Source organism: Agrococcus sp. AC640b (assembly GCF_979255995.1).
Genome location: NZ_CEEDMM010000007.1, coordinates 35,497 through 61,410, shown reverse-complemented (window position 1 = coordinate 61,410; position 25,914 = coordinate 35,497). Strand labels below are relative to the sequence as shown.

Genomic DNA, 25,914 nt, shown 5'->3' with positions numbered 1-25,914 from the left:
CTTCACGACTCGCTCCGCAGCATGCGGCGCACGAGCACGATCGACGCGATGGAGATGACGAGCATCGTGATGATCGCGAGCGCGCCTCCCTGCCCGTAGTCGCCGCCCGCGATGGCCGTCTGGTAGATGTACACGCCGAGCGTCGAGGTCTCGCCGCGGATGCCGCCGATGTCCTGCAGGGCGAAGATCTGCGTGAACACCCGAAGGTCCCAGATGATCTGCAGGATCGTCGCGATGACGAGGATGGGCGCGACCTGCGGCAGCACGATGCGCGTGAACCGCTGCACGGGGCCTGCGCCGTCGAGCGCTGCAGCCTCGAGCTGCTCGCCAGGCACCTGCGTGAGGCCCGCGAAGACCGTGAACGCCACGAACGGGATGGCGCCCCACACGATGATGACGACGGCGACGCCGAGGAACGACATGGGGTCGATGAGCCACGAGTGCCTGTCGAACTGCGCGAGGCCGAGCGCGTCGCGCAGCAGCTGGTTGACGACGCCGTACTCGGTGTCGAACATCCACCCCCACACGATGGTCGTCGTGAGCGCCGGCATCGCCCACGCCAGCAGCAGCCCGACGCTCAGCAGCACGCGGAACGGCGTCGGCAGCCGCTGCATGAGCAGGGCGACGAGCGTGCCGAGCACCATGGTGACGGCGACGCAGACGGCGGCGAAGCCGAGGGTGCGGCCCAGCACCTCCCAGAACACGGGGTCGGTGAGCACGCGCACGTAGTTGTCGAGCCCGACCCACTCGGCGGGTCGGCCGAAGGCCTGCGCCCTGCCGAACTCCTGGAACGACAGGATGACGAGCTGCAGCAGCGGCCAGCCGATGATCGCGAGCACCATGATGCTCGCGGGCGCGAGCAGCACGTACGGCAGCGCCCCCGCACGTCGTCGGTCGCGGCTGGGCGTGCGCCTGGGCGGCGGCCCGGCGACGGCCGTGCCGGGCGGGCTCGCGGCGGTCGGCACCTGGGTCTGCACCATGGGACGTCCTCCTAGGATCGTGTCGGCCTTCCTAGGGCCGGATGCGGTCGGCGCGGCGTGCGATGCCACGCCGACCGCATCGTGTGCGGGACGCATCCCGCGAGGCCGTCGACGGCGTCGACGACCTCGGGATGGGTCAGCCGTTGAGGATGGCCTCGATGTCCCCGTCGGCCTGCTCGGCGAGCGTCTGCACGTCGCCGCCCTGCGCGATCGTCACGAAGAGGTCCTGCAGGATGCCCGCGGCCTCCACGTCCGCCCACCTCGGCGACGCCGGGGTGAGGCGTGCGTTCGCAGCGGCCTCGGTCGAGGCCTGCGCCGCCTCGTCGGTGCCGAGGGTGTCGGCGAGCGAGACGCGCGCCGGCACGAGACCGGCCTCGCCGTAGACGGTCTGGAACTCGTCGCCGAGGATGATCTCCAGCGCGTCGAGCGCGAGCTCGGGGTGCTGCGTCTGCGCGGAGATGGCGATGTTCGATCCGCCTGCGAAGACGGAGGCTGCGCCGCCGTCCATGCCGGGCATCGCGTACACGCCGAGCGTGGCCTCGACCTCGGGGCAGCCGGGCGTCTCGGCGTCGGCGGGCGCGAGGATCGAGCCGCGCACCCAGTTGGGTGCGGAGATCTGCAGGCTCGTGCCGTCGCAGAAGCCCACCTGCGGGTTCGTCTCGTTGGCGTCGACGGGGGCGAGCGACGCCTCCGACATCACCTGCTGCACCTGCTCGAGCCCTGCGACCGACTCGGGGCTCGACAGCTGCGCATCCCACTCGTCGCCGTCGGGCACGGCGATCTCGCCACCGTGCTCCCACACGAACGGCAGGCCGTTGTACCAGTCCTGCCCCGGCCACCACAGACCGGAGTCGCCGGGGTTGGCGGCTGCGAGCGCTGCGGCGTTCGACGCGTACTCGTCGAGCGTCGTGGGCACGGCGAGGCCGGCGGCCTCGTAGGCGGCGGTGTCGTAGTAGACGACGCGCGCACCCGAGTAGAGCGGTGCGGCGTAGAACGCGTCGTCGTAGGAGCCGATCTCGACGAAGCCCGGCAGCAGGTCGTCGCCGCCGAGGTCCTCGTAGTGCTCGGTGAGGTCGAGGAAGGCGCCTGCGCTCGTGAACGCAGGCGTCTGGGTGTTGCCGATCTCGACGATGTCGGGGCTGTCGGATCCGGAGAGCGCCGTGGTGAGGCGGTCGACGAGCCCGTCCCACGACTGCTCCTCGATGACGATCGTGGAGCCCGGGTGGTCCTCCTCGAACTGGGAGACGAGGAGCTCGCGCGCCTCGTCGGGGGTGTCGGTGCCGACGAGCCAGACGCGAAGCTCGGCTGCGTCGTCGCCTCCGCCGTCGTCGCCTCCTGCGCTGCAGCCTGCCGCGGCGAGCACGCCGACGACGGCGACGCTCGCGAGTGCGATCTTCCTCATGCGTGTTCCTTTCCTAGGGCGGCCGGCGGGTGGGGCCCGCCGGCTCTGACGGGGATCACGCGACCCCGAGCTCTCCGGAGCGCACGAGCATCGCGGCTCCTCGCACGACGACGTCGTCGCCGTGGACGGTCATGGCGACGACGACCTCCTGGCCGTCGTCGAGCGTGCGCTCGCGCAGGGTTCGCTCGGCGGCGCGGGCGAGGGTCCCCTCGAGCAGGTCGGCGGGGCCGGAGACGATCACGCGAGGCAGGTCGAGCACGCCGACGATGGGCGCGAGCGCGATGCCGAGGCGGTGCCCCGCCTCCTCGAGGATGCGGTCGTGGTCGGCGGGATCGGCGACGGCGAGCGCGTGGCGCAGGCGCGGCTCGGCGAGCCAGGCCTCGAGGCAGCCGTCGCGGCCGCACGCGCAGCGGGGACCGCCGTCGGTGCCGATCGTGACGTGGCCGATCTCGCCGGCTGCGGAGCGGGTGCCGCGCACGGGCACGCCGCCGACGGCGAGGCCTGCGCCGACGCCGAGGCCGATGCGCACGACGAGCACGTCGGCGTCGGAGCGACCGCGCTCGGCGAGCAGCGCGGCGTTGGCGTCGTTCGCGACGTGCACGGGCACGCCGAGCTCGGCCACGAGTCGCTCGCGCAGCGCGAGCCCGTGCCAGCCGAGGTTCGGGGCCTGCCGCACGACGCCGTCGACGTCGACGACGCCGGGGGTGCCCACGCCGACGCCGAGGATGGGGCGGCGTGCGCGCTCGCGCAGGATGCGGGCGAGCTCCAGCACCCGTTCGAGCGCCTGCTCGCCGGTGCGGCCGTCGGTGGGCAGCTCGGCGCGGTCGAGCACCGTGCCGTCGATCGCGAGCAGCGCGCCTCGGAAGGCGACGGCGTCGGAGAGGTCGAGCCCGACGATCTGGAACGCGTCGCGGGCGAGGTCGACGAGCGTCGCGGGCTTGCCTGGCCGCACTCCCTCGCGCGTGCCGAGCTCGACGAGCAGGCCCTCGGCGACGAGCGCCGCGACGAGGTCGGAGACGGTGACGCGCGTGAGGGCGGTGGCGCGGGCGAGGTCGGCGCGCGACGACGGTCCCTCGTCGAGCAGGGTCTGCAGCAGCAGGGTGCGGTTGTGCGCTCGTGCGTGCTCCGGCAGCACCTTGTGGCGTCTCGGTGCGGCGCTCGCGAACGCGTCGCGCGGCAGTGCGACGGCGGCGTCGGAGCGGACCTGCGTGGGTGCCATGTTTGTTAGTACACCTTCCATACAAACGTGACGCAAGAGCCCGACGGTCACGATCCGGTCACGACGCGATCCGTCCAGCGGGCGGGACGCGCTCCCCGACCCGCCGCCGATCGCCCCTGCCCCCCTGCCACGCACCGGACCTGCAGCGCGTCATCCCACGGTCGGATGCAGCCCATGCAGGCATCGGCTACCGTGAGAGCCATGGACGACCTGCGCCTCGAGGAGCTCAACGCGAAGAACGCCGTGGCCGCGAACAGCCTCACGCTCAAGCGCGGCCAGGACGCCTTCCTCGTGCCCGCCTCGAACGAGGCGTACGTCGATCAGTCGTCGACGTGGACGCGCGTGGTGTACTCGGGCGACGAGCTCGTGGCGTACATCATGGCCAACTTCGACGCCGAGGCCTCGAAGGACGAGTACCGCTGCAGCGTGCTGCGCATGCACGTCGCCGGCACCGCGCAGGGCCAGGGCGTCGGCACGTTCGCCGTGCAGCAGGTCGCCGACGAGGGCAAGCGCCGCGGCTTCGACAGCCTCTACGCCGTGTGGGAGCCCGGCGAGCTCGGCCCCGCCCCCTTCTTCACCGCCATCGGGTTCGACGTCGTCGGCGAGACGGAGTTCGGCGACCAGATCGGCCGCCGCATCCTCTAGCCCTCGTCGCCGCCCTCGCCCGGCGCGAGGTCGGCGTCGAGCGCGACGCTCCAGCGGCGCAGGATCCCGGCGAGCGCGACGCGGTCGGCGTCGCTCAGCGGCGCGAGCAGGGTGCGCTCGTGCTCGAGGTGCGCGGCGAACGCCTCGTCGATGAGCGCCCTCCCCTGCGGGGTGAGCGCGACGGTGCGCGTGCGCGCATCCGCCGTGCCCGCCTCGCGTCGCACGAGCCCCGCGGCGACGAGGCGGTCGATGCGCTTCGTCATGCCACCGGTCGTGACCATCGTCTGCGCAGCGAGCGCCTTCGGCTGCAGCGCGTGCGACTCGCCGTGCCTGCGCAGGGTCGCGAGCACGTCGAACTCGCCCTCGCCGAGCCCGAAGTCGCGGTAGCGCGCGACGAGCCGCGTGCGCAGCCGGTCGCCGAGGCGATGCATGCGCCCGACGACCCCGATGGGGCTCGGGTCGAGGTCCGGTCGCTCCCGGCGCCACTGCGCGACGATGCCGTCGACGGCGTCCTCGCGGTCAGGGTCGGCGACGTCTGGGCGGATCGGTGGATGCGCATGCTCGCTCACCCTTGCAGGGTACCTTCCGCGTCAGGTACTTTCGCTTCCATGGAAGCAACTTGGCGGTGGGTGCTCGTGACCGCCATCGCGCCCGTCGCATGGGGGTCGATGTACGTCGTCACGCACCAGGCGCTCCCCGCCGACGCCCCGTCCTGGGGTGCTGCGCTGCGCGCGCTCCCCGCGGCGATCGTGCTGCTGCTCGTGGTGCGCAGGCTGCCGACGGGCGCGTGGTGGTGGCGGTCGGCAGTGCTGGGCGTGCTGAACGTCGGCGCGTTCTTCCTGCTCGTCTACGTCGCCGCGACGCTGCTGCCGTCGAGCGTCGCGGCATCCGTCATGGCCGCGAGCCCCATCGCGCTCATGGCGCTCGCATGGCCGATCGCCCGCGAGCGGCCGACGCCGCGCCTGCTCGTCGGTGCCGCCGTCGGCGTCGTCGGCGTGCTGCTGATCGTGACGACGGCGGCGGGCACGATCGACGGGCGGGGCGTGCTCGCGAGCGTCGCAGCGCTCGCGATGTGGTCGGTGGGCTCGGTGCTCGCCAAGCGCTGGCACGACGGCACGCCCGCGCTGCACCTGACGGCATGGCAGCTCGCGGCCGGTGCGCTCGTGCTCGCACCGCTCGCCGTGCTCGTCGAGGGCGCGCCGCCGCAGGTCGACGCGCTCGGCCTCGCGGCGTACGCGTACGTCGCGATCGTCGCGACCGCCGTCGCGTTCGTCTGCTGGTTCACGGGCATGCAGCGGCTGCCTGCCGGCACCGTCGGCATCCTCGCGCTGCTCAACCCCGCGACGGGCGTCCTGCTGGGCGTCGCGATCGGGGGCGAGCACCTCTCGCCGCTGCAGTGGCTCGGCATCGCGATGGTGGTCGCCGCGGTCGCGATCGGCGCGTCACGCTCCCGCCGCCCCCTCCCCCTCTGCGTTTCGCAGGCGATCAGGGGTGCTCGAGGGGTATCTTCCCTCGAACCCCTGATCGCCTGCGAAACGCACCCAGGAGGGGGGGTCAGGACGCGGCGAGCGCCGCGCGCACGTCGCCGCCGTGCGCACCCAGCAGGTCGCCGGCGCGCGCCGCGTCGCAGTCGGCCAGGAGCATGACGACCGCGATCTTCGCGTGCGTGCCAGCAGCCGCGAGCGCCTCCGCCGCGACCGCCTGATCCGCACCCGTCGCCTCCGCCACGATGCGCTCGGCACGGTCGACGAGCTTCGCGTTCGTCGGCCGCACGTCGACCATGAGGTTGCCGAACACCTTGCCGGTGCGCACCATGCTCGCCGTCGAGAGCATGTTGCACACGAGCTTCTGCGCCGTGCCCGCCTTGAGCCGCGTCGAGCCCGTGAGCACCTCGGGACCCGTGTCGACCTCGATCGCGACGTCGGCGGCCGCGCCGATGCGCGACCCCGGGTTGCACGCGACGGCGACCGTGGCAGCGCCGCGGGCGCGTGCCTCGGCGAGCCCACCGAGCACGTACGGCGTGCGTCCGCTCGCTGCCAGCCCCACGACCACGTCGTCGGGGCCCACGTCGAGGCCTGCGACGTCGGCGGCGCCGAGCGACGCATCGTCCTCCGCACCCTCGACGGCGACGACGAACGCGTCACGGCCGCCCGCCATGAGGCCGACCACCTCCGACGGATCGGTGCCGAACGTCGGCGGGCACTCGACGGCGTCGAGCAGGCCGAGCCTGCCGCTCGTGCCCGCACCGAGGTACACGAGGCGACCGCCGCGGCGGCGGGCCGCCGCGATGCGCTCGACCGCAGCCTCGACCTGCGGCAGCACGGCGCGCACCGCGCCCGCCACCGTCGCGTCCTCGTCGTTCATGCGCGCGAGCAGGCTCGCGGTGTCGAGCGTGTCGAGGTCGGTCGTGCGCGGATTGCGACCCTCGGTGCCGAGCGCGGCGATGGTCTGGATGTCGTCGGTCACGGCGCCTCCTCGGCGGTCGTCGGGATGCGGGGCGGCCACGGCGCGGCCGCTCATGCGCCGCTCGTCGCAGTCGACGAGGGCGCCGTCGACGCCGCGACGACCGTGATGGGAGCGTCGGCGCCACGCTCGGCGATGGGCCACGCGTCGCCGTTCAGCACGACGACGGGCGACACGAGCGAGGGCACGCGGCCGCGGATGGCGTCGAGGTCGACGTCGACGATCGCCTCCCCCGCCTCGACGGCGTCGCCCTCCGCGTGCAGCACCGTGAACCCCTCGCCATCGAGCGCCACGGTGCCGAGGCCGATGTGCACGAGCAGCTCGAGCCCGTCCGGCGTCGTGACGCCGAACGCGTGGCCCGTGGGGAAGATCGCCGTCAGCGTGCCCGCGACGGGGCTCACGAACCGCCCGCTCGTCGGATCGACCGCGAAGCCGTCGCCGAGGGTGCGCTGCGAGAAGGCGGCGTCGGGCACGTCGTCGAGCGACACGACGCGTCCCTCGACGGGTGCGAGCACCGCGATGCGCGTGCCGGGCGTCGCCACGGTCGTCGCGACGTCGTCGACGTCGTCGACCTCGGCATCCAGCCCGCCGTGCTCGGCGAGCAGCGCCTTCGGGAACCCGAACGCCAGCGTGATGGCGAAGCCCGCGACGTAGCCGACGACGAGGCCGACGACGTACGCGAGGATCGCGTACCCCTGCCCCTCGTCGCTCTGCAGCAGCGGCAGCAGCGCGAGGCCGGACGGGCCGATGGCCGTCGCGCCCCAGGGTGCGACGAACTGGTTGAACGCGCCCGCGACCGCGCCGCCGACGGCGCCACCGAGGCACGCGGTGAGGAAGGGGCGGCCGAGCGGCAGCGTCACGGCGTAGATGAGCGGCTCGCCGACCCCGAGCACGCCGACGGGCAGCGCGCCCTTGATCGCGCGGCGCAGCGACGCGTTGCGGCGCAGGCGGATCCAGATCGCGATCGCGGCACCGACCTGGCCCGCGCCTGCCATCGCGAGGATCGTGAGCAGCGGCGTGAAGCCGAGCTGCTCGATGAGGGTCGCGTGGATCGGGATGAGCGCCTGGTGCAGGCCGAGCATGACGAGCGGCAGGAACAGTCCGCCGAGCACGAAGCCCGCGAGCACGCCCGAGACCTGCAGCAGCCACACCGCACCGTCGCCGATGCCCGTCGCGATGGCGCCGGCGAGCGGCATGAACGCGAAGATCGTCGCGAGGCCCGAGCCCAGCAGCGCGAGCGTCGGCGTCACGAGGATGTCGATGGCGTCGGGGATGCGGCCGCGCAGCCCGCGCTCGATCCACGATGCGAGCACCGCGGCGAAGATCGCGCCGATCACGCCGCCCTGGCCGGGCGCGAGCGTGATCTCGCCGACGACCGGCAGCGTGTAGGTGACGTCGGCGATGCCGGGGAAGACGATGATCGCCGCGACGGCGCCGCCGATCGCCGGCGTGCCGCCGAACTCCTTCGCAGCGTTGATGCCCGCGAAGATCGCGAGGTACGCGAAGAACGCGGAGCCGATGGCGGTGAGCGCGGGGATGAGGCCCGCGACCCACTCGGGTGCGGCGCCGACGGCATCCCAGTTCACGATGAGGCCGCGCACGGCCGCGACGATGCCGGCACCGATGAGCGCCGGGATGAGCGGCACGAAGATGTTGGCGATCGCGCGGATGAGGTTCTTGAACGGGGTGTCGTTGCGGCGCTTCTGCGATGCCTTGATGTCGGCGCCGCGGGCTGCGAGCGCCTCGGCGTCGGCGCCGACCGCGCCGCCGGCCTCGGCGAGGCGAGCGCGGAAGGCGGTCGTGATGCGGGTGACGGCACCGGGGCCGAGCACGATCTGGAACGTGTCGTCGTCGACGACGCCGAGCACGCCGTCGGTGGCCTTGATGGCCGCCTCGTCGATGCGGCCTCGGTCGCGCGGCGCGACGCGCATGCGGGTCATGCACTGCTCGACGCCTGCGACGTTGTCGGCGCCGCCGAGGTGCTGCAGCAGCTGGGCGGCGATCTGGTCGGGTGCGGCCATGGGGGGATCCTCGCGTCGATGGGAGCGTCAGGTACAGAGAGTACACACTCTGCGTGTTTCAGGTACATTGCATACACGGCCATGGCTGCGAGCGCCGCCCGTGCCGACGGCGATACCGTGACGACGGTCGAGAGGAGCCGCATGGCTGCCGAGCAGCGCAGCACGCGAGCCGTGCTCACCGAGACGCGCGCCCGCTACGACGACCTGCGCCCCTCGGAGCGCCGCATCGCCGACGCGCTGCTCGCCGACCCCGAGGGCTTCGCCGAGCGCTCGATCGGCGAGATCGCCGCGCGCGCGAGCACGTCGACGACCACGGTCGTGCGCTTCGCACGCACCGTCGGCTACGACCGCGTCCGCGACCTGCGGCGCGACCTCGCCGAGCAGAACCTCCGCGGGCGCCTCGCGATCGAGGCCGTCGACGTCACGAGCCCCGACGTCGCCGCGGGCGACGGCATGGAGGGCGTCGTGGCACGCGTCGCAGCCAACGAGTCGCTCTCGATCGCCGACACGGCCGCGACGATCGACGTCGCAGCCCTCACGGCCGCCGTCGCCGCCATCGGGAGCGCCCGCCGCGTCGACCTCTTCGGCGTGGGCGCGAGCGCGATCGTCGCCGTCGACCTGCAGCGCAAGCTCTCGCGCATCGGCCGCGTCGCCATCGAGTGGCCGGAGCCGCATGCGGCGTGGACCGCCGCGGCCGTGCTCGACGCCTCGTCGGTCGCGATCGCCGTGTCGCACTCCGGCGCGACCGACGAGACCGTGCGGTTCCTGACCTTGGCCCACGAGTCGGGTGCGACGACGATCGCGATCACGAACCACGACGACTCGCCGCTGGCGCATCGCGCCGACGTCGTGCTGCGCACCGCTGCCCGCGAGTCGGCTCCGCTGCGATCCGGCGCGCTCGGCAGCCGCACCGCGCAGCTCATGATCGGCGACTGCCTCTACCTCGGCGTCGCGCAGCTCGACGCGGACGGGTCGATGGATGCGCTGCGTCGCACGTACGCAGCCGTCGGCCGCACGCTGCCGAACGCCTGACGCCCCCGCGTTCCGGATGGTCGAGGGCGCGCGCCGTATCGTGGCGACCGTGCCCGACGACCACGACGCCTTCGCCGAGGCCGTGCACGAGCTCGTCGCCTCCATCCCGCCCGGTCGCGTCATGGCGTACGGCGAGGTCGCCGCGTGCCTCGGCTCTCGCGCGGCACGTCGCGTGGGCCGCATCATGGCGACGGACTCCGATGGCCTGCCCTGGTGGCGCGTCATCCGCTCGAGCGGGCTGCCGCCCGCAGGCCTCCACGACCGGGCGCTCCCCCACTACGAGCGCGAGGGCACGCCGCTGGCGCAGACCGCGCCGGGCGCCGACGCCCCGTTCCGCATCGAGCGACGCGCACGCTGGATGCCCGAGTGACGCCCGCGGCGGGGCCGCTCAGACGAGCGACTCCCGCCACGAGCGGTGCAGGCTCGCGAACTTGCCGCCAGCTGCGACGAGCTCGGCCGGCGAGCCGTCCTCGATGACGCGGCCGTGCTCCATGACGAGCACGCGATCGGCGATCGCGACGGTCGAGAGGCGGTGCGCGATGATGATGGCGGTGCGGTCGGCGAGCAGCGTCTGCAGCGCCTCCTGCACGAGCCGCTCGCTCGGGATGTCGAGGCTCGCCGTCGCCTCGTCGAGGATGAGCACCGCCGGATCGGCGAGGAACGCGCGCGCGAACGACAGCAGCTGCCGCTGGCCGGACGAGACGCGGCCGCCGCGCTTGTTGACGTCGGTGTCGTACCCGTCGGGCAGCGCCGTGACGAAGTCGTGCGCGCCCACGGCGCGTGCGGCTGCCTCGATCTCCTCCCGCGACGCCTCCGGCTTGCCCAGCGCGATGTTCTCGGCGACGGTGCCCGAGAACAGATACGCCTCCTGCGTCACCATCACGACCGCCCTGCGCAGGTCGTCGTTCGACAGGTCTCGCAGGTCGACGCCGTCGAGCCGCACGGCACCCTCGGTCGGGTCGTAGAACCGCGCGAGCAGCTTCGCGAGGGTCGTCTTGCCCGCACCGGTCGTGCCGACGAGCGCGACCGTCTGCCCGCCGGGCAGGTGCAGGTCGAGCGCGGGCAGCACGTCGCCGCCCGTCGCGTACGCGAAGCGCACCCGGTCGAAGTCGACGCGGCCCTTCGCGTCGGTGAGCGTCGCAGGCTGCGCAGGCTCGGGCACCGTCGGCTCCTCCTCGAGCACGCCCGAGATCTTCTCGAGCGCCGCCGAGGCCGACTGGTAGCCGTTGAAGAACATCGCGACGCCCTGGATGGGCTGGAAGAACTGCCGCGCGTAGAGCGCCGTCGCCAGCAGCACGCCCACCTCGAGCGAGCCGTCGATGACGCGAAGGCCGCCGAGCAGCACGATCGTCGCGATGCTCACCGCGCCGATGGCGATGATGCCGGGCTCGTAGACGCCGAAGATCGAGATGACCTTGTGGTTCGCGACCCGGTAGTCCTCGACGCGGTCGCCGAACTCGGCGTCGTTGCGCGACTCCGTGCGGAACGCCTTCACGGCGCGGATGCCCGTCATCGTCTCGACGAAGTACACGATCATGCGCGCGCTCGTCGTGCGCGTCTCGCGGAAGAGCACGGTCGAACGCAGCTGGAACCAGCGCGTCAGCAGGATGGCAGGCACGAGCGCGATGCCGAGCACGAGGCCGGAGAGCGGGTCGAGCAGCACCATCGCGACGCCGGTGAACGCCATGAACAGGATGCCGCGCACGAGCTCGTTGAGCCCCTGGTCGAGCAGGTCGCGAATGGACTCGAGGTCGCTCGTCTGGCGCGCGATGATGCGGCCGGACGTGTACTGCTCGTGGAACTCGAGGCTCAGACGCTGCGTGTGGTCGAACAGCCTGCGGCGCAGCGAGAAGAGCACCGCCTGGCTGATGCGGGCCGACGACACCGTGTACGCGTACATGAGCACGCCTGCGGCGATCGCCGAGACGACGTAGAGGATCGTCGCACCCCACAGCGGCAGCCAGTCCTGGCCGTCGAGGATCGCGGGCAGCGCGGTGTCGACGCCGTACGCGATGATCGCGGGCCCGACGACGCCTGCTGCGGCCGCGATGACGACGAGCAGCATCGTCCAGGCGATGCGCCCGCCGTGGGGCCGCACGAGCTGCAGCAGCAGCCTGCGCGAGCGGAGGCGGATCTCTCGCGACTCGGCCTTCGTGTAGTCGTCGCGATCCTCGCCGGAGACGCCGTGGACGCTCACAGGTTCACCTCCCGGTTGCGCTCGGCCTCTTCCAGGCTCGAGAGCACGAAGCGGTAGTGCTCGTTGCGGGCGAGCAGCTCGGAATGGGTGCCGACGTCGTCGATGCGGCCCTCGCGCATGAGCGCGACGCGATCGGCGAGCTGCACCGTCGACGGACGGTGCGCGACGATGAGCGCCGTCGTCTCGGCGAGCACGTGCCGCAGGGCAGCCTCGACCTGCGCCTCCGTGTCGACGTCGAGCGCCGACAGCGGGTCGTCGAGCACGAGCACGGCGGGCTTCGCCGCGACGGCGCGCGCGAGCGCGAGGCGCTGGCGCTGGCCGCCCGAGAGCGACATGCCCTCCTCGCCGATCACGGTGTCGAGTCCATCGGGCAGGTCGTGCACGAACGAAGCCTGCGCGATGCGCAGCGCCTCGTCGAGCACCTCGTCGTCAGCGCTCGGCACGCCGAGCAGCACGTTGTCGCGCACCGAGCGCGAGAACAGCGTCGCATCCTCGAACGCCATCGCGACGTGGGTGCGCAGCTCCTCGCGCGTCAGGTCGCGCACGTCGACGCCGTCGAGCAGCACCCGGCCGCCCGTGACGTCGTACAGGCGCGCGGGCAGGGCCGTGAGGGTGGTCTTGCCGCTGCCGGTCGAGCCGACGAGCGCCATGGTCTCGCCGGGCTCGAGCACGAGGTCGGCGCCGTCGACGAGGTCGCGCTCGCCTGCGGGCGCATCCTGATAGCGGAAGCGCACGCCCTCGAACGTCAGGCGGCCCCGCGGCTCGTCGATCGTCGCCGGCCGCTCGGGGTCGTCGATCGTGTTCTCGGTGTCGACGACCTCGTGGAAGCGCACCGACGCGTTGGCGGCGTCGATCGCGAACGCGTAGAGGAAGCCCATCGACTCGATGGGCCAGTTCAGCACGATCGCCGTCGCGAAGAACGCGAGCAGCTGCCCGACGGTGAGCTGGCCGATCGACACGAGCCACACGCCGACGAACAGGCACACGGCGTAGGAGACGAACGGGATGATCGTCAGCCACATCCACAGCGACGCGTCCTGCTTGGCCTTGGCGATCTCGGTCGTGCGCAGCTCGCTCGCCTGCGACGTGAAGCCCTCGAGCGCGTGCGGGCCGCGACCGAAGGCCTTCAGCACGCGGATGCCGTGCACCGACTGCTCGACGGTCGTCGCGAGGTCGCCCGCCTGGTCCTGCGCCCGGCGCGAGACCTGGTGGTACGTCTGCTCGAAGCGGAACGCGACGACCATGATCGGCAGCGACAGCACGACGAACAGCCCGCCCAGCAGCGGGCTCCACCACAGCAGCACGCCCACGCCGACGACGAGGGTCATGAGGTTCACGACGAACAGCACCGAGCCGAACGCGAGGAAGCGGCGCAGCTGGCCGAGGTCCTGCACGGCGCGCGAGAGCAGCTGGCCCGACTGCCAGCGGTCGTGGAACGCGACGGGCAGCTGCTGGAGGCGCGCGTACAGGTCGCGGCGCATCGACGCCTCGACGAACGTCGACGGCTGCAGCACGAAGAAGCGGCGCAGGAAGATGCACAGCGCCTCGGCGACGCCGAGCGCGAGCACGGCGATCGCAGCAGGCCAGACGGCGTCGCGGTCACCGCTCGTGAGCGGTCCGTCGACGAGCGCGCGCAGCACGAGCGGGATCGCGAGCGCGAGCAGCGAGCCGACGAGCGCGGCACCGACGCCCGCCAGCAGGCGAGGGAGGTAGGGACGCACGTACGGCATGAGTCGAGCGAGCGACGGGATGATGCGCGGCCTGGCGGGCGCGGGGGGCTGGGACATGGGGGTTCCTCGGTGGCGCGCTCGTGGCGCGCGTCGAACGGGGTGGTGCTGCGAGGGTCGAGGCTGCGGTGGTGCCCCGTGCGTCTGCGACCCCGATGGGGTGCGGGCGCGGTGGTGCGGTGGTGCTGCCCTAGCGGGCGGCGCCGACGAGGGTGGTGGTGCTCCCTGACATGGGATTCATGGCATCCTCCTTCGACGGCAGCGGGCAGCCCTCCAGCCTATGCATCCTCCCAGCCGACGCGCAAGCGAGAGGCGTGGCGTCCGCCTGCGGACGCTGCCGGAGACGCGAGGAGGCCCCGCATCCGAGACGGATGCGGGGCCTCCTGTGCGAGCGCTCCGCGCGAGCGGGGGCTCAGGTCGGGCGTCAGCGCTGCGCGCGCACGCGGCGGACGACGAGCGCCGCACCGGCAGCGGCGAGCAGCGCGCCGAGCGCGAGGATCGGCGAGACGTCGAAGCCCGTGCGCGGCAGCGTCGGCGGGCCTGCCTGGGCCGGCGGCGCCACGGGCGGCTGGGCGGTCGTGCACGACTCGCCACCGGCGGCCGGGACGTCGACCGTGAAGGTCCGCGTCGTCAGGTCGTCGGAGACGCCGGGCAGGCCAGCGGTGAAGGCGGCCCCCTCCTCGGCGACGGCGACGAACGTCGCCTGGCCGCCTGCTGCGGGCACGTCGGTCACGGTCCACGAGGCACGCTCGGTCTCGCCGGTGGTGGCGGTGCCGGGCGCGTCGCACGTCGCGGGCGTCACGACGACGTCGGCGGTCGCGACGCCTGCGACGGGCACGTCGCACGGCTCCTCGCGGAACGTGTACGACCAGCTCGTCTCGGCGCCCTCGGGGGCTGCGTAGCCCTCGTCGAACGTGGCGACGATCTCGACGACGCGTGCACCGTCGACGTACGTGCCGGGGTCGGTCACGACGTAGCGGACGTGCTCGACCGCCTCGGGCAGCGTGTACGGCGTCGCACCGTCGGGTCCGCAGATCTCCTGGAACGTCGGTGCGGGGATGGCGCCGGTGACGCACGGCTCGTCGGTGACCGGGTAGCTCCACGACTGCGGCTCGGTCGTGTCGTCGTCCCAGACGAATCCGTCGTGCAGGGTCGCGGTGATGACGACGGTGCCGACGCCGCCGGGGGCGTCGCTCGCATCGACGGTCCACTCGTACGCCGCGTCCTCGGGGAGGGCCGGCACGGTGTACTCCGGGCCGCAGACGTCCTGCAGCTGCGGCTGCGCCGGGACGGAGACCGTCGTCGGGGGCTCCTCGCAGGCGAGCTGCGTGCCGTCGACGAAGTAGTCGTACCGGTCGCCGTCACCCTGGTCGACCGTGACAGACCACTCGTGGTCGACCGTCGGGTCCCACGCGAAGGACTCGACGTAGTTCACGCCGAAGCCCTCGTCGGCGATCGTCTCGCCGTCGATCACGACGGTGACCTGATTCCGCGCATTCGCGCCGTAGCTCGTCGCGGACACCTCGAGCGAGGTGCAGGTGGCGCTGGCCACCGGAGTGTGGGCGTTCGCGGCGGGCGCGGAGGTCAGGGCGACCAGCAGCGCGCTCAGCAGCGCGGTCAGCAGGAGCGTCGCGGCGAGGGCGAGCGCCCTCGGCCTTCGGGCGAGCGTGGGATTCAGCACAGGGGGCACCGCATTCTTCATCGGACGTGGGAGACCCCCGCGGCATCGGATGGCGGTGCGAGGGCCGTGGATGACGCTAGGAGCGCGCCTCTGCGCCGCCACGCCCCGCGACGGCATGGGGGACCGTACGGCTGAGATGGCCCCTATCGTCGGCCCATTCCTGCGGAATCAGCAGCGACGCCGTACCCCACGACGCGAGGCGATGCTCCGATCGTCGGATGATGTGCCTGCTGAACGCGACGCCCCGCCTCCGCGACGATCGCGGAGGCGGGGCGTCATGCCGCGCACGTCAGTGGAAGAAGTGACGCTCCCCGGTCAGGTACATCGTGACGCCCGCGGCCTCGGCCGCCGCGACGACCTCGTCGTCGCGCTTCGAGCCGCCCGGCTGCACGATGGCGCGCACGCCGGCGTCGATGAGGATCTGCGGGCCGTCCGCGAACGGGAAGAAGGCGTCCGACGCAGCCACCGAGCCTCGCGCGCGCTCCCCGGCCCTCGACACGGCGAGCACGCAGGAGTCGACGCGGTTGACCTGGCCCATGCCGACGCCGACCGACGCGCCGTCGGCCGCGAGCAGGATGGCGTTCGACTTCACGGCACGCACGGCACGCCACGCGAACTCCAGGTCGGCGAGCGTCGCGTCGTCGACGTGGGAGCCCGTCACGCGGCGCCACGTGTGGCTCGAGAAGCCGTCGAAGGTGTCAGGCTGCTGCACGAGCAGCCCACCCGAGACCTGCCGCAGCTCGCTGCCCTCGCGTGCGAAGCCCTCGGGCAGTCGCAGCAGACGGATGGAGGGCTTGCGCGAGAGGATCTCGATCGCCTCGGGCTCGAAGTCCGGCGCGACGACGACCTCGGTGAAGATGCCGGCGACCGTCGATGCCATCGCGGCCGTGACGGTGCGGTTCGCGGCGATGACCCCGCCGAACGCCGAGACCGGGTCGCATGCGTGCGCACGCTCGTGCGCCGACGCGATGGGGTCGGCGGCGCCCGCTGCTGCGAGCGCGATGCCGCACGGCTGCGCGTGCTTCACGACCGCGACGGCCGGGCCATCATGGTCGTAGGCCGCTCGCAGCGCCGCATCGGCGTCGACGTAGTTGTTGAACGACATCTCCTTGCCGTGCAGCAGCGTCGCCTGCGCGATGCCGCGGCCGGCCGGCAGCGTGAACAGGCCGGCCTGCTGGTGGCTGTTCTCGCCGTAGCGCAGGGGGCTCGCGAGCGTCGCACCCCCGATGGCAGCGAGCAGGCCGCTCGCACCGTCGGTGCGTGCCGGCGCGGCGGCAGCGGCGGGCGCGGGCGCCGACGGCTCGACGGAGCCGGTCGCGAACCACGCGGCGACCGCCGTGTCGTACGCGGCCGTGTGGGCGAACGCGTCGCTCGCGAGCGCGCGCCGCTGCGCGAGGCCCAGCCCCGCGGGCAGCGCGCGCGTCACGAGGTCGTACGCGCGCGGGTCGGTGACGATCGCGACGTTCGCGAAGTTCTTCGCGGCTGCGCGCACCATCGCGGGACCACCGATGTCGATCTGCTCGACGACGGCGTTCGCCTCCGCACCCGAGCGCACGGTGTCGACGAACGGGTACAGGTTGACCACGACGAGCTCGAACGGCGCGATGCCGAGGTCCGCGAGCTGCTGCTCGTGATGCTGCAGCCGCAGGTCGGCGAGCAGGCCGGCGTGGATGCCGGGGTGCAGCGTCTTCACCCGGCCGTCGAGGGCCTCCTGGAAGCCGGTGACGGCGGCGACCTCGGTGACGGGCACGCCCGACTCCGCGATGCCCTTCGCCGTCGAGCCCGTCGACACGATCTCCACCCCTGCAGCGTGCAGCGAGGCCGCGAGCTCGAGGATGCCCGTCTTGTCGCTCACCGACAGCAGCGCTCGGCGGATGGGCACCACGTCCCGCTCGCGGTACATGCTCTCGTCGTGGGTCGGACCGCTCACCTAGGACTCCTGGTTCCAGTGCGTGACGACGTCGGCGAGCAGGTCGCGCTCGACCGGCTTGATGCGGTCGTGGAGGCTCGCCTCGTCGTCGTGGGGGTGGATGGGCACGCGCACCTGCGCGAGGACGGGGCCGGTGTCGACGCCGGCGTCGACCACGATGACGGAGGCGCCGGTCTGCGTCGCGCCCGCGGCGAGCGCGTCGCGCACCGCGTGGGCACCTGGGAACTCGGGCAGGTATGCGGGATGCGTGTTCACGAGGTTCGGGCTGAGCCGCTCGACGGCCGCACCGGCCAGCAGCCGCATGAAGCCCGACAGCACCGTCAGGTCGGGCGCGTGCTCGAGGACGCGATCGACGACGCGGTCGCTCCAGGCACCGCGGGGACTCGCGAACGGCTCGACGAACGTCGCGATGCCCGCCGCCTTCGCCAGCTCGATGCCGCCGCACTCCTGGTCGGCGCCGACGGCGACGATCGTCGCGGGCACGCGACCGTCGCGCGTGCGCTCGAGCAGATCGGCGAGGTTGCTGCCGCCGCCGGACACGAGGACGACCAGACGCAGCACGGGTGTCAGCCTACCGGCGCTCGGACGACGCATCGCCCGCGTCGTCGCTCGGATCGGCGTCGTCGACGGGCGCGACCGTCTCGACGGGCGCGGTCTCCTGCGCGTCGGCTGCTGGCACCACGGGCGCGGCCTCCCGCTCGACGGCCGGCGCGGGCACGACAGGTGCGGTCTCCTGCGCGTCGGCAGCGACGGGCGCGACGGCTCCCGTCGACTGCTCGTCGCGCGCCCGCGCGGCGGCCGCGAGCACGGCGACGTCGAGGGAGGCGGTGTCGGCGTCGCCCTCGTCGTCGACCTCGTCGGCCACCGGTGCACGCCCTGCGAGCAGCCCCACCGCGAGCCCGCACGCTGCGAGCCCCGCCGCGACCGCTCCCACGAGCCACCACGTCGGACCCGCGACGTCGAGCCGACCGGGGCCCACGCCGCCAGACGTCGCCGCCGCGAGCCCGGCGAGCACGAGACCCGTCACGACGCCACCGCCGACGGCGACGATCGCCGCCTCCCACCAGCGCGCGAACGACGCCCGCTGCCGCACGATCGCGCCCACGAGCATCGCAGCGGCGAGCGGCACGACCGCGATCGCGAGCGACCACGGCTCCACGCCGGGCACGATGGCACCCAGCAGCGGCACCGTCGGCACCGGACCCACGTCGGTGCCCAGCGGCGACACGCTCGAGCCGATCCCGAGCGCGAAGCCCGGGCCGAGCATCCACGACGTCGCCCACACCACGGCGGTCGGCAGCAGCGCGAGCTGCACGAGCCACAGCACCACCACGCCGAGGTGATCGGGCTGCAGCGCCTCGAACAGCAGGATGACGTCGGCCTGGCGCACGATGAGCACCACCGCGAGCAGCACCGCCCCGAGCCCCACGAACGCCGTGGCCACCGCGAGGCCGGCGCGCAGCGATGCGCGCACGAACGGCACGACCGCGCCGTCGATCGCCAGCCAGCCCGCGGCGGCACCCACGACGTCGTCCGCGTGCCACAGTGCGCCGATCGCGAGACCGACGAGCATGCACGCGGCAGGTCCGATCGCGGCGTGCACGACGTTCGGCGCCGCAGTGGCGTGCTGCGCCGACAGGGCGAGCGCCACGCCGACGACGACCGTGGCCAGCACGCCGCCCACGAGGCCCCACGCCGGCTCGGGGGTGCGCGCGAGCCGCATGCCGCTGCGCGCAGCCAGCAGGATCGTGAGCAGACCGATCCCCCAGGCGCCGATGCCCACGACGAACGGTGCCGCAGCCGCATCCGTGCCCACGGCGACGACCGCCGCGTCGCCGAGCGTCACGCCCACGTCGACGCCGTGACCCAGCAGCCACGCATCCACCGCCACGCGCCACGGCACCGCCGCGTCGCCCGCGAGCCCGCCGACCGCGAACGCCGCGAACGCGGGCACGAGCGTCACGAGCAGCGTCGCGATCGCGATGCTCGCCGACTCGACGGCCTGCAGGAGGACGGACGAGAGGCGACGCACCCGGCGAGCATAGTCGCGCATGCCGCCCGCCACCCATCGCCTCGCGGGTGATGGCTCAGGACGTCGCGCACGGCCCGCGATAGGTTGGGAGGCGGGCCTGCGCCGCCATCCGGCGCGCCCCCACCGAACGACGACGAGGGACGACGCATCCATGGCGACGATCATCTACACCCACACCGACGAGGCGCCGATGCTGGCGACGCACTCGCTGCTGCCCATCGTGCAGGGCTTCGCGAAGGCAGCCGACATCGAGGTCGAGACGCGCGACATCTCGCTCTCCGGCCGCATCGTCGCGGCATTCTCCGACCGCCTGCCCGCCGACCAGCGCCAGGCGGATGCGCTCGCGGAGCTCGGCGAGCTCGCGAAGACGCCGGAGGCCAACATCATCAAGCTGCCGAACATCTCGGCATCCGTGCCGCAACTCAAGGCCGCCATCGCCGAGCTGCGCGCGCAGGGCGTCGACCTGCCCGAGTACCCCGACGAGCCGTCGACCGACGAGGAGCGCGAGACGCGCACCCGCTACGACGCCATCAAGGGCTCGGCCGTGAACCCGGTGCTGCGCGAAGGCAACTCCGACCGCCGCGCACCCCAGTCGGTGAAGCAGTACGCGCGCAAGCACCCCCACTCCATGGGTCGTTGGTCCTCCGACTCGCGCACCCGCGTCGCGACGATGGGCGTCGACGACTTCCGCTCCAACGAGCGGTCGGTCATCCTCGAGCACGACGACGACCTGCAGGTCCGCCACATCGCCGCCGACGGCACCGTCACGGTGCTCAAGGAGCGCATCCCCGTGCTCGCCGGCGAGATCGTCGACGCCACCGTGCTGCGCGTCGCCGCGCTCGACCGCTTCCTCGCCGAGCAGGTCAAGGCCGCCAAGGACGAGGGCGTGCTGTTCTCCGTGCACCTCAAGGCCACGATGATGAAGGTCTCCGACCCCATCATCTTCGGCCGCGTCGTGCGCGCGTTCTTCCCCACGCTCTTCCAGCGCTACGGCGCCCAGCTCGAGGCGGCGGGCCTCACCCCCGACGACGGCCTCGGCGCCATCGTCGCAGGCCTCGGCACCCTCGAGCCCTCCGTGGCCGACGGCGTGCGCGCGGCGATCGAGGAGGGCCTCCAGCAGGGACCGCGCCTTGCGATGGTCAACTCCGACAAGGGCATCACGAACCTCCACGTGCCCTCCGACGTCATCGTCGACGCATCCATGCCCGCCATGATCCGCACCGCCGGCCACATGTGGGGTCCCGACGGCGAGGAGGCGGACACGCTCGCCGTCATCCCCGACTCGTCGTACGCGGGCATCTACCAGGCCGTCATCGACGACTGCAAGGCGAACGGCGCCTACGACCCGACCACGATGGGCTCGGTGCCGAACGTCGGCCTCATGGCGCAGAAGGCCGAGGAGTACGGCAGCCACGACAAGACGTTCACGATGCAGGCCGACGGCCGCGTCGAGGTCGTCGACGGCTCGGGCACGGTGCTGCTGTCGCACGAGGTGTCCGCAGGCGACATCTGGCGCGCATGCCAGACGAAGGACATCCCGATCCGCGACTGGGTGCGCCTGGCCGTGCAGCGCGCCCGGCTGTCCGACACGCCCGCGGTGTTCTGGCTCGACGAGACCCGTGCGCACGACGCGAACGTCATCGCCGTCGTGCAGGACGAGCTGCCCAAGCACGACACCGCTGGGCTCGACATCCAGATCATGGCGCCCGCCGAGGCGACGACCCACGCGATCGGCCGCATCCGCCAGGGCCTCGACACCATCTCGGTGACGGGCAACGTGCTGCGCGACTACAACACCGACCTGTTCCCCATCCTCGAGCTCGGCACGAGCGCGAAGATGCTGTCGGTCGTGCCGCTGCTCGCAGGCGGCGGCCTGTTCGAGACGGGCGCGGGAGGCTCCGCCCCGAAGCACGTGCAGCAGGTCGAGCAGGAGAACCACCTGCGGTGGGACTCGCTGGGCGAGTTCATGGCGCTCGCCGAGTCGTTCCGCCACCTCGCGCTCGTCGCCGGCAACGCGCGCGCAGGCGTGCTCGGCGAGACGCTCGACCGCGCCACGGCGACGTTCCTCGACGAGAACCGCTCGCCCTCGCGCCGCACCGGCGAGATCGACAACCGAGGCAGCCACTTCTGGCTCGCGCGCTACTGGGCCGACGAGCTCGCAGCGCAGACGGAGGACGCCGCGCTCGCCGAGCGCTTCGGTCCCGTCGCGGCGCAGCTCGCCGAGCAGACCGACGCCATCGAGTCCGAGCTGCTCGCGGCGCAGGGCTCGCCCGTCGACCTCGGCGGCTACTTCCGCCCCGACGCCGCGAAGGCCGAGGCGGCGATGCGCCCCTCGCCGTCGCTGAACGCGATCGTCGACGCGCTGCGCTGACCCGCTCCATGACGACGGGGCCCCGGCTGATGCCGGGGCCCCGTCGTCGTCGGGCACGGCGTGACGCTGGGCGGGCATCCGAGGGACATCCTCCCTCGATGCGCCGCTGAGCGTCATCTCGTGCCCGAGCTCTCGCGCACGGCGTCCGATGCTCCCGCCCAGGCGGGCGTGGGACCGTGGAGGCTGCTCGATCCCCGGAAGGCTCCCCCATGCATCGCATCCGCACGGCCCTCGTCGTCGCAGCCGTCGCCACCGTCACCCTCGCCGGCTGCGTCCTCACGCCACCGGCAGCCCCGCCGACCGATCCGGGCACGACCGCTCCCGGCACCCCTGCACCGGAGCCCACCTCGCCGTCGCAGCCCCCGAGCGCGCAGCCGAGCCAGCCGGCTCCCGGCGGCGGCGAGTCGGCGACGGTCGACGGGAGCACCGCGACGCTCTCCGCCGACGGCGTCACCTGGCGGCTCGAGCTGCTCGAGATGGGTCCTGCGCCCCTCGACGAGCTCACGGAGTACAACGCCGAGGAGGGCGCACCCGCGCCGGCGCCGCCCTCCGGCTACGAGGTGGGCTGGGCGTGCTTCCGCATGACCCTCGTCGAGGCGGCCGACCAGTACGCGACGCTCGTCGACGTCGTGCGCGACGTCCGGGTGCCTGGCGGCGAGGACGCGTGGGACTACGAGGTCATCGAGAACGAGCACGACATGTACGGGGCGAGCGGCGAGGCCGGCGACGTGCTCGACCGCGTCTGCCCCGTGCTGCTCGTGCCGGAGGGCTTCGCGTACGACGCCGTGACGATCGAGCTCGCCACCGAGTCGGGCGACGAGGTCACCGTCGAGGTCCCCGCCCCCTGAAGGCGCGACGCGATCGGCTCGCCGGCTGCGGTCGCAGACGCCTCGAGCCCGCACGTCGCAGCATGCAGCAGGGCCCCGGCGCGATGCCGGGGCCCTGCGTGGTGGTGCGAGTCGACGCGTCAGAGCGCGGCGATGACCTCGCGCATGAGGCGGGCCGTCTCGGAGGGCGTCTTGCCCACCTTGACGCCAGCGGCCTCGAGCGCGACCTGCTTCGCCTCGGCCGTGCCGGACGAGCCCGAGACGATGGCGCCTGCGTGGCCCATCGTCTTGCCCTCGGGAGCCGTGAAGCCTGCCACGTAGCCGACGACGGGCTTCGTGACGTTCGCCTTGATGAAGTCGGCCGCGCGCTCCTCGGCGTCGCCACCGATCTCGCCGATCATGACGATCGCCTTCGTCTCGGGGTCGGCCTCGAACGCCTCGAGGGCGTCGATGTGCGTCGTGCCGATGACGGGGTCGCCGCCGATGCCGATGGCGGTCGAGAAGCCGATGTCGCGCAGCTCGAACATCATCTGGTACGTCAGGGTGCCCGACTTCGACACGAGGCCGATGGGGCCCTTGCCCGTGATGTTCGCGGGCGTGATGCCCACGAGCGACTCGCCCGGCGTGATGATGCCGGGGCAGTTCGGGCCGATGATGCGCGTCGTGCCGGAGGCCTTCGCGTGCGCCCAGAACTCCGCGGAGTCCTGCACGGGGATGCCCTCGGTGATGACGACGAGCAGGCCGATGCCCGCGTCGATGCCCTCGATGACGGCATCCTTCGCGAATGCCGGCGGCACGAACACGATCGAGACGTCTGCGCCGGTGGCCGCCATGGCCTCCTTCACCGAGCCGAACACGGGCAGCTCGACGGCGTTGCCGTCGGCGTCGGTGTGCGCGACGGTCGTGCCGGCCTTGCGGGCGTTGACGCCACCGACGACCTGCGTGCCGGCCGCGAGCATGCGTGCGGTGTGCTTGGAGCCCTCGCCGCCCGTGATGCCCTGGACGATGACCTTCGAATCCTTGTTCAGGTAGATCGACATGCTGCTTCCCCCTACGCCGATGCCAGCTCGGCGGCCTTCGCGGCAGCCTCGTCCATGGTGTCCACGACCGTCACGAGCGGGTGCGCCGCCTCGGCCAGGATCTGTCGACCCTCGTCGACGTTGTTGCCGTCGAGACGCACGACCAGCGGCTTCGTGGCCGTGTCGCCGAGGATGGCGAGCGCCTGCACGATGCCGTTCGCGACGGCGTCGCATGCGGTGATGCCGCCGAAGACGTTCACGAAGACGCTCTTCACGTCGTCGTCGCCGAGGATGACGTCGAGGCCTGCGGCCATGACCTCTGCCGAGGCGCCGCCGCCGATGTCGAGGAAGTTCGCGGGCTTGACGCCGCCGAACTGCTCGCCCGCGTACGCGACGACGTCGAGCGTCGACATGACCAGGCCCGCGCCGTTGCCGATGATGCCGACCTGGCCCTCGAGCTTGACGTAGTTGAGGTCGGACTCCTTGGCCTTCGCCTCGAGCGGGTCGGCGGCTGCCTTGTCCTCGAGGGCTGCGTGGCCCTCGTGGCGGAAGCCTGCGTTCTCGTCGAGCGTGACCTTGCCGTCGAGCGCGACGATCGCGCCGTCTGCGGTCTGCACGAGCGGGTTCACCTCGACGAGCGTCGCGTCCTCGCCTGCGAAGACGTCGTAGAGCGTCACGAGCACGGGTGCGACGCGCTCGGCGACGTCCGCGGGGAACGATGCCTCGGCGAGGATGTGCCGCGCGACGTCGAGCGTGATGCCGACGGCGGGGTCGACGGCGACCTTCGCGAGCGCGTCGGGGCGCTCCACGGCGAGCTCCTCGATGTCCATGCCGCCCTCGTAGGAGCACATGGCAAGGTAGGAGCGGTTCGCGCGGTCGAGCAGCACCGAGAAGTAGTACTCCTCCTCGATCTGCGCCCCGGCTGCGACCATGACGCGGTGGACCGTGTGGCCCTTGATGTCGAGTCCGAGGATGGCCTCCGCTGCGGCGCGGGCCTCCTCGGGGCTCTTCGCGACCTTGACGCCGCCGGCCTTGCCGCGACCGCCGGTCTTGACCTGCGCCTTGACGACGACGACCGGCGTGCCGAGCTGCCTGGCTGCTGCCTCGGCCTCCTCGGGGGTGTCGGCGACGATGCCTGGCAGGACGGGAACGCCATGGGACTCGAACATGTCCCTGGCCTGGTACTCGTAGAGATCCACCGGAATCCTTCTGCTGGGAGTGGGGGCCGCCGACCAGCCTAGCCCGGTCGCGTGCGCGGGCAGGTGCGCGCGGTCGCGGGTGGCTGCGCTCGTCTGCGGATGCCTGTGGCTTCGGGCGCCCGAAGCCATGGCCTTCGGCTCGGTCCGCAGCGAGATGGCAGGTCGTCCCCCGTCGCGCGGGAGCGGCCGGATGCGGACGATGGAGGGGATGGATCCCGCACTGCGCCGCTACCCCGACCTGCCCGAGCCGGTCGGGTCGACGGCGTCGCGCCTGTCGTGGCTGCGTGCGGCGGTGCTGGGCGCCAACGACGGCATCGTCTCGACGGCCGCGCTCATCGTCGGCGTCGCGGCCTCCGGCGCCGGGGCGGGCGCCATCCTCACCGCGGGCACGGCTGCGCTCGTCGCCGGCGCCCTGTCGATGGGCGTCGGCGAGTACGTGTCGGTGTCGTCGCAGCGCGACAGCGAGCGGGCGGCGATCCGTCGCGAGCGCCGCTTCCTCGCATCGAACCCCGTCGGCCAGGAGGCGCAGCTCGCGCACATGTACGAGCTGCGCGGCCTGACGCCGCGCACGGCGCACGCGGTCGCCGCCGAGCTCACCGCCGCGGATCCGCTCAGGGCGCACCTCGACATCGAGTACCGGCTCGACGAGGACGAGAGCCCGAACGACCCGTGGTCGGCTGCGGCAGCCTCGGCCGCCGCGTTCTCGGCGGGCGCCCTCGTGCCGCTGCTCGCCGTCATCGCCATGCCCGTGTCGTGGGCGCCGTGGTCGGTCGTGGTCGCCGTGGTGGTGGCGCTGCTCGCGACGGGCTTCACGTCGGCGCGCATCGGGTCGGCGAGCACCCGTCGCGCGATGCTGCGCGTGCTCGTGGGCGGCGTGGGTGCGCTCGGCGTCACGTTCCTCGTCGGCACGCTCTTCGGCACGCACGTCGCGTAGCGGCGCCGTCGGCGGTCGACGTCGGCGGTCGGTCGTAGCGTGCATCACGGTCGATGCACCCGGCACGATGCGCAACGTGCAGGCGGTCGTCGCCGACGCCGACGCCGCGCTCGCCGACCTGCAGGCGCGCGGCATCGCGGCCGACGGCGTCGACGAGCAGGCGTGGGGTCGCCTCGTGACGTTCGAGGACCCCGACGGCAACCGGTGGACGCTGCAGCAGCTGCCTGCGCGCTGA

The 25,914-nt window shown here is 72.9% G+C and carries 22 protein-coding genes; 8 read left to right on the top strand and 14 right to left on the bottom strand.

The window, feature by feature from the left end; translation table 11 throughout:
• Nucleotides 1-2: 2 nt before the first annotated feature.
• From ACZ6H8_RS04520 to ACZ6H8_RS04510, 3 genes are all read right to left on the bottom strand, one after another.
• Nucleotides 3-980, bottom strand: coding sequence for a carbohydrate ABC transporter permease (locus tag ACZ6H8_RS04520; protein WP_464144826.1), 978 nt, complete (start codon nt 978-980; stop codon nt 3-5).
• A gap of 136 nt (nt 981-1,116) precedes the next feature.
• Nucleotides 1,117-2,382 carry an extracellular solute-binding protein gene (locus ACZ6H8_RS04515; protein WP_464144823.1) on the bottom strand — a complete coding sequence of 422 codons (1,266 nt, stop codon included), beginning with the start codon at nt 2,380-2,382 and terminating at the stop codon, nt 1,117-1,119.
• A gap of 55 nt (nt 2,383-2,437) precedes the next feature.
• A complete protein-coding gene (locus ACZ6H8_RS04510; protein WP_464144821.1) occupies nt 2,438-3,601 on the bottom strand; it encodes an ROK family protein in 1,164 nt (387 codons plus the stop codon).
• A gap of 201 nt (nt 3,602-3,802) precedes the next feature.
• Here ACZ6H8_RS04510 and ACZ6H8_RS04505 point away from each other — a divergent pair, with 201 nt between their 5' ends.
• Nucleotides 3,803-4,246 (top strand): GNAT family N-acetyltransferase, encoded by a 444-nt coding sequence (locus tag ACZ6H8_RS04505; RefSeq protein WP_464144819.1) that lies wholly within the window; start codon nt 3,803-3,805, stop codon nt 4,244-4,246.
• Here ACZ6H8_RS04505 and ACZ6H8_RS04500 read toward each other — a convergent pair.
• Nucleotides 4,243-4,815 (bottom strand): MarR family winged helix-turn-helix transcriptional regulator, encoded by a 573-nt coding sequence (locus tag ACZ6H8_RS04500; RefSeq protein ID WP_464144817.1) that lies wholly within the window; start codon nt 4,813-4,815, stop codon nt 4,243-4,245. The two genes, ACZ6H8_RS04505 and ACZ6H8_RS04500, sit on opposite strands and share 4 nt — an antisense overlap.
• A 39-nt stretch (nt 4,816-4,854) precedes the next feature.
• Here ACZ6H8_RS04500 and ACZ6H8_RS04495 point away from each other — a divergent pair, with 39 nt between their 5' ends.
• Nucleotides 4,855-5,892: an EamA family transporter gene (locus ACZ6H8_RS04495; RefSeq protein WP_464144815.1), complete on the top strand. Its 1,038-nt coding sequence runs from the start codon at nt 4,855-4,857 to the stop codon at nt 5,890-5,892.
• Here the strand turns inward: ACZ6H8_RS04495 and murQ are convergent.
• Both murQ and ACZ6H8_RS04485 read right to left on the bottom strand, forming a co-directional pair.
• Entirely contained in the window at nt 5,801-6,712 is a 912-nt protein-coding gene (gene murQ / locus ACZ6H8_RS04490) for an N-acetylmuramic acid 6-phosphate etherase (RefSeq protein WP_464144813.1), read from the bottom strand. The genes ACZ6H8_RS04495 and murQ overlap by 92 nt on opposite strands.
• A gap of 50 nt (nt 6,713-6,762) precedes the next feature.
• Nucleotides 6,763-8,730, bottom strand: a complete 1,968-nt coding sequence (locus ACZ6H8_RS04485; RefSeq protein WP_464144810.1) for a glucose PTS transporter subunit IIA — start codon at nt 8,728-8,730, stop codon at nt 6,763-6,765.
• A gap of 141 nt (nt 8,731-8,871) precedes the next feature.
• Between ACZ6H8_RS04485 and ACZ6H8_RS04480 the strand changes: the two genes are divergently transcribed.
• Nucleotides 8,872-9,762 (top strand): MurR/RpiR family transcriptional regulator, encoded by an 891-nt coding sequence (locus tag ACZ6H8_RS04480; RefSeq protein WP_464144807.1) that lies wholly within the window; start codon nt 8,872-8,874, stop codon nt 9,760-9,762.
• A gap of 49 nt (nt 9,763-9,811) precedes the next feature.
• Nucleotides 9,812-10,132: an MGMT family protein gene (locus tag ACZ6H8_RS04475; RefSeq protein WP_464144804.1), complete on the top strand. Its 321-nt coding sequence runs from the start codon at nt 9,812-9,814 to the stop codon at nt 10,130-10,132.
• Nucleotides 10,133-10,150: 18 nt separating this feature from the next.
• Here ACZ6H8_RS04475 and ACZ6H8_RS04470 read toward each other — a convergent pair whose 3' ends face one another.
• From ACZ6H8_RS04470 to ACZ6H8_RS04445, 6 genes are all read right to left on the bottom strand, one after another.
• A complete protein-coding gene (locus tag ACZ6H8_RS04470; protein WP_464144802.1) occupies nt 10,151-11,959 on the bottom strand; it encodes an ABC transporter ATP-binding protein in 1,809 nt (602 codons plus the stop codon).
• Complete coding sequence (locus ACZ6H8_RS04465; protein ID WP_464144798.1) at nt 11,956-13,746, bottom strand: ABC transporter ATP-binding protein; 1,791 nt, start codon at nt 13,744-13,746, stop codon at nt 11,956-11,958. Before ACZ6H8_RS04465 ends, ACZ6H8_RS04470 begins: the two co-directional genes overlap by 4 nt.
• 364 nt (nt 13,747-14,110) lie before the next feature.
• The gene (locus ACZ6H8_RS04460) at nt 14,111-15,376 is read right to left on the bottom strand and encodes an LPXTG cell wall anchor domain-containing protein (RefSeq protein ID WP_464144795.1); all 1,266 of its coding nucleotides are present in this window, start codon (nt 15,374-15,376) and stop codon (nt 14,111-14,113) included.
• A 280-nt stretch (nt 15,377-15,656) separates the two neighbouring features.
• A complete protein-coding gene (purH, locus tag ACZ6H8_RS04455; protein ID WP_464144791.1) occupies nt 15,657-17,297 on the bottom strand; it encodes a bifunctional phosphoribosylaminoimidazolecarboxamide formyltransferase/IMP cyclohydrolase in 1,641 nt (546 codons plus the stop codon).
• On the bottom strand, nt 17,298-17,858 hold the full coding sequence (gene purN, locus ACZ6H8_RS04450) for a phosphoribosylglycinamide formyltransferase (RefSeq protein WP_464144788.1): 561 nt from the start codon (nt 17,856-17,858) through the stop codon (nt 17,298-17,300).
• Between the two features lie 10 nt (nt 17,859-17,868).
• Nucleotides 17,869-19,329 (bottom strand): cell division protein PerM, encoded by a 1,461-nt coding sequence (locus ACZ6H8_RS04445; protein ID WP_464144784.1) that lies wholly within the window; start codon nt 19,327-19,329, stop codon nt 17,869-17,871.
• Between the two features lie 151 nt (nt 19,330-19,480).
• Between ACZ6H8_RS04445 and ACZ6H8_RS04440 the strand changes: the two genes are divergently transcribed.
• Together ACZ6H8_RS04440 and ACZ6H8_RS04435 are read left to right on the top strand one after the other, a co-directional pair.
• Nucleotides 19,481-21,700 (top strand): NADP-dependent isocitrate dehydrogenase, encoded by a 2,220-nt coding sequence (locus ACZ6H8_RS04440; protein ID WP_464144781.1) that lies wholly within the window; start codon nt 19,481-19,483, stop codon nt 21,698-21,700.
• Between the two features lie 209 nt (nt 21,701-21,909).
• The gene (locus ACZ6H8_RS04435; protein WP_464144778.1) at nt 21,910-22,548 is read left to right on the top strand and encodes a hypothetical protein; all 639 of its coding nucleotides are present in this window, start codon (nt 21,910-21,912) and stop codon (nt 22,546-22,548) included.
• Between the two features lie 119 nt (nt 22,549-22,667).
• On the opposite strand, the gene sucD is transcribed toward ACZ6H8_RS04435, so the two are convergent.
• Both sucD and sucC read right to left on the bottom strand, forming a co-directional pair.
• Entirely contained in the window at nt 22,668-23,567 is a 900-nt protein-coding gene (gene sucD, locus ACZ6H8_RS04430) for a succinate--CoA ligase subunit alpha (RefSeq protein ID WP_464144775.1), read from the bottom strand.
• An 11-nt stretch (nt 23,568-23,578) separates the two neighbouring features.
• Entirely contained in the window at nt 23,579-24,745 is a 1,167-nt protein-coding gene (gene sucC / locus ACZ6H8_RS04425) for an ADP-forming succinate--CoA ligase subunit beta (RefSeq protein WP_464144771.1), read from the bottom strand.
• A gap of 208 nt (nt 24,746-24,953) precedes the next feature.
• On the opposite strand from sucC, the gene ACZ6H8_RS04420 reads away from it, so the two are divergent.
• Entirely contained in the window at nt 24,954-25,679 is a 726-nt protein-coding gene (locus ACZ6H8_RS04420; RefSeq protein ID WP_464144768.1) for a VIT1/CCC1 transporter family protein, read from the top strand.
• Nucleotides 25,680-25,755: 76 nt separating this feature from the next.
• Complete coding sequence (locus ACZ6H8_RS04415) at nt 25,756-25,914, top strand: VOC family protein (RefSeq protein WP_464144765.1); 159 nt, start codon at nt 25,756-25,758, stop codon at nt 25,912-25,914.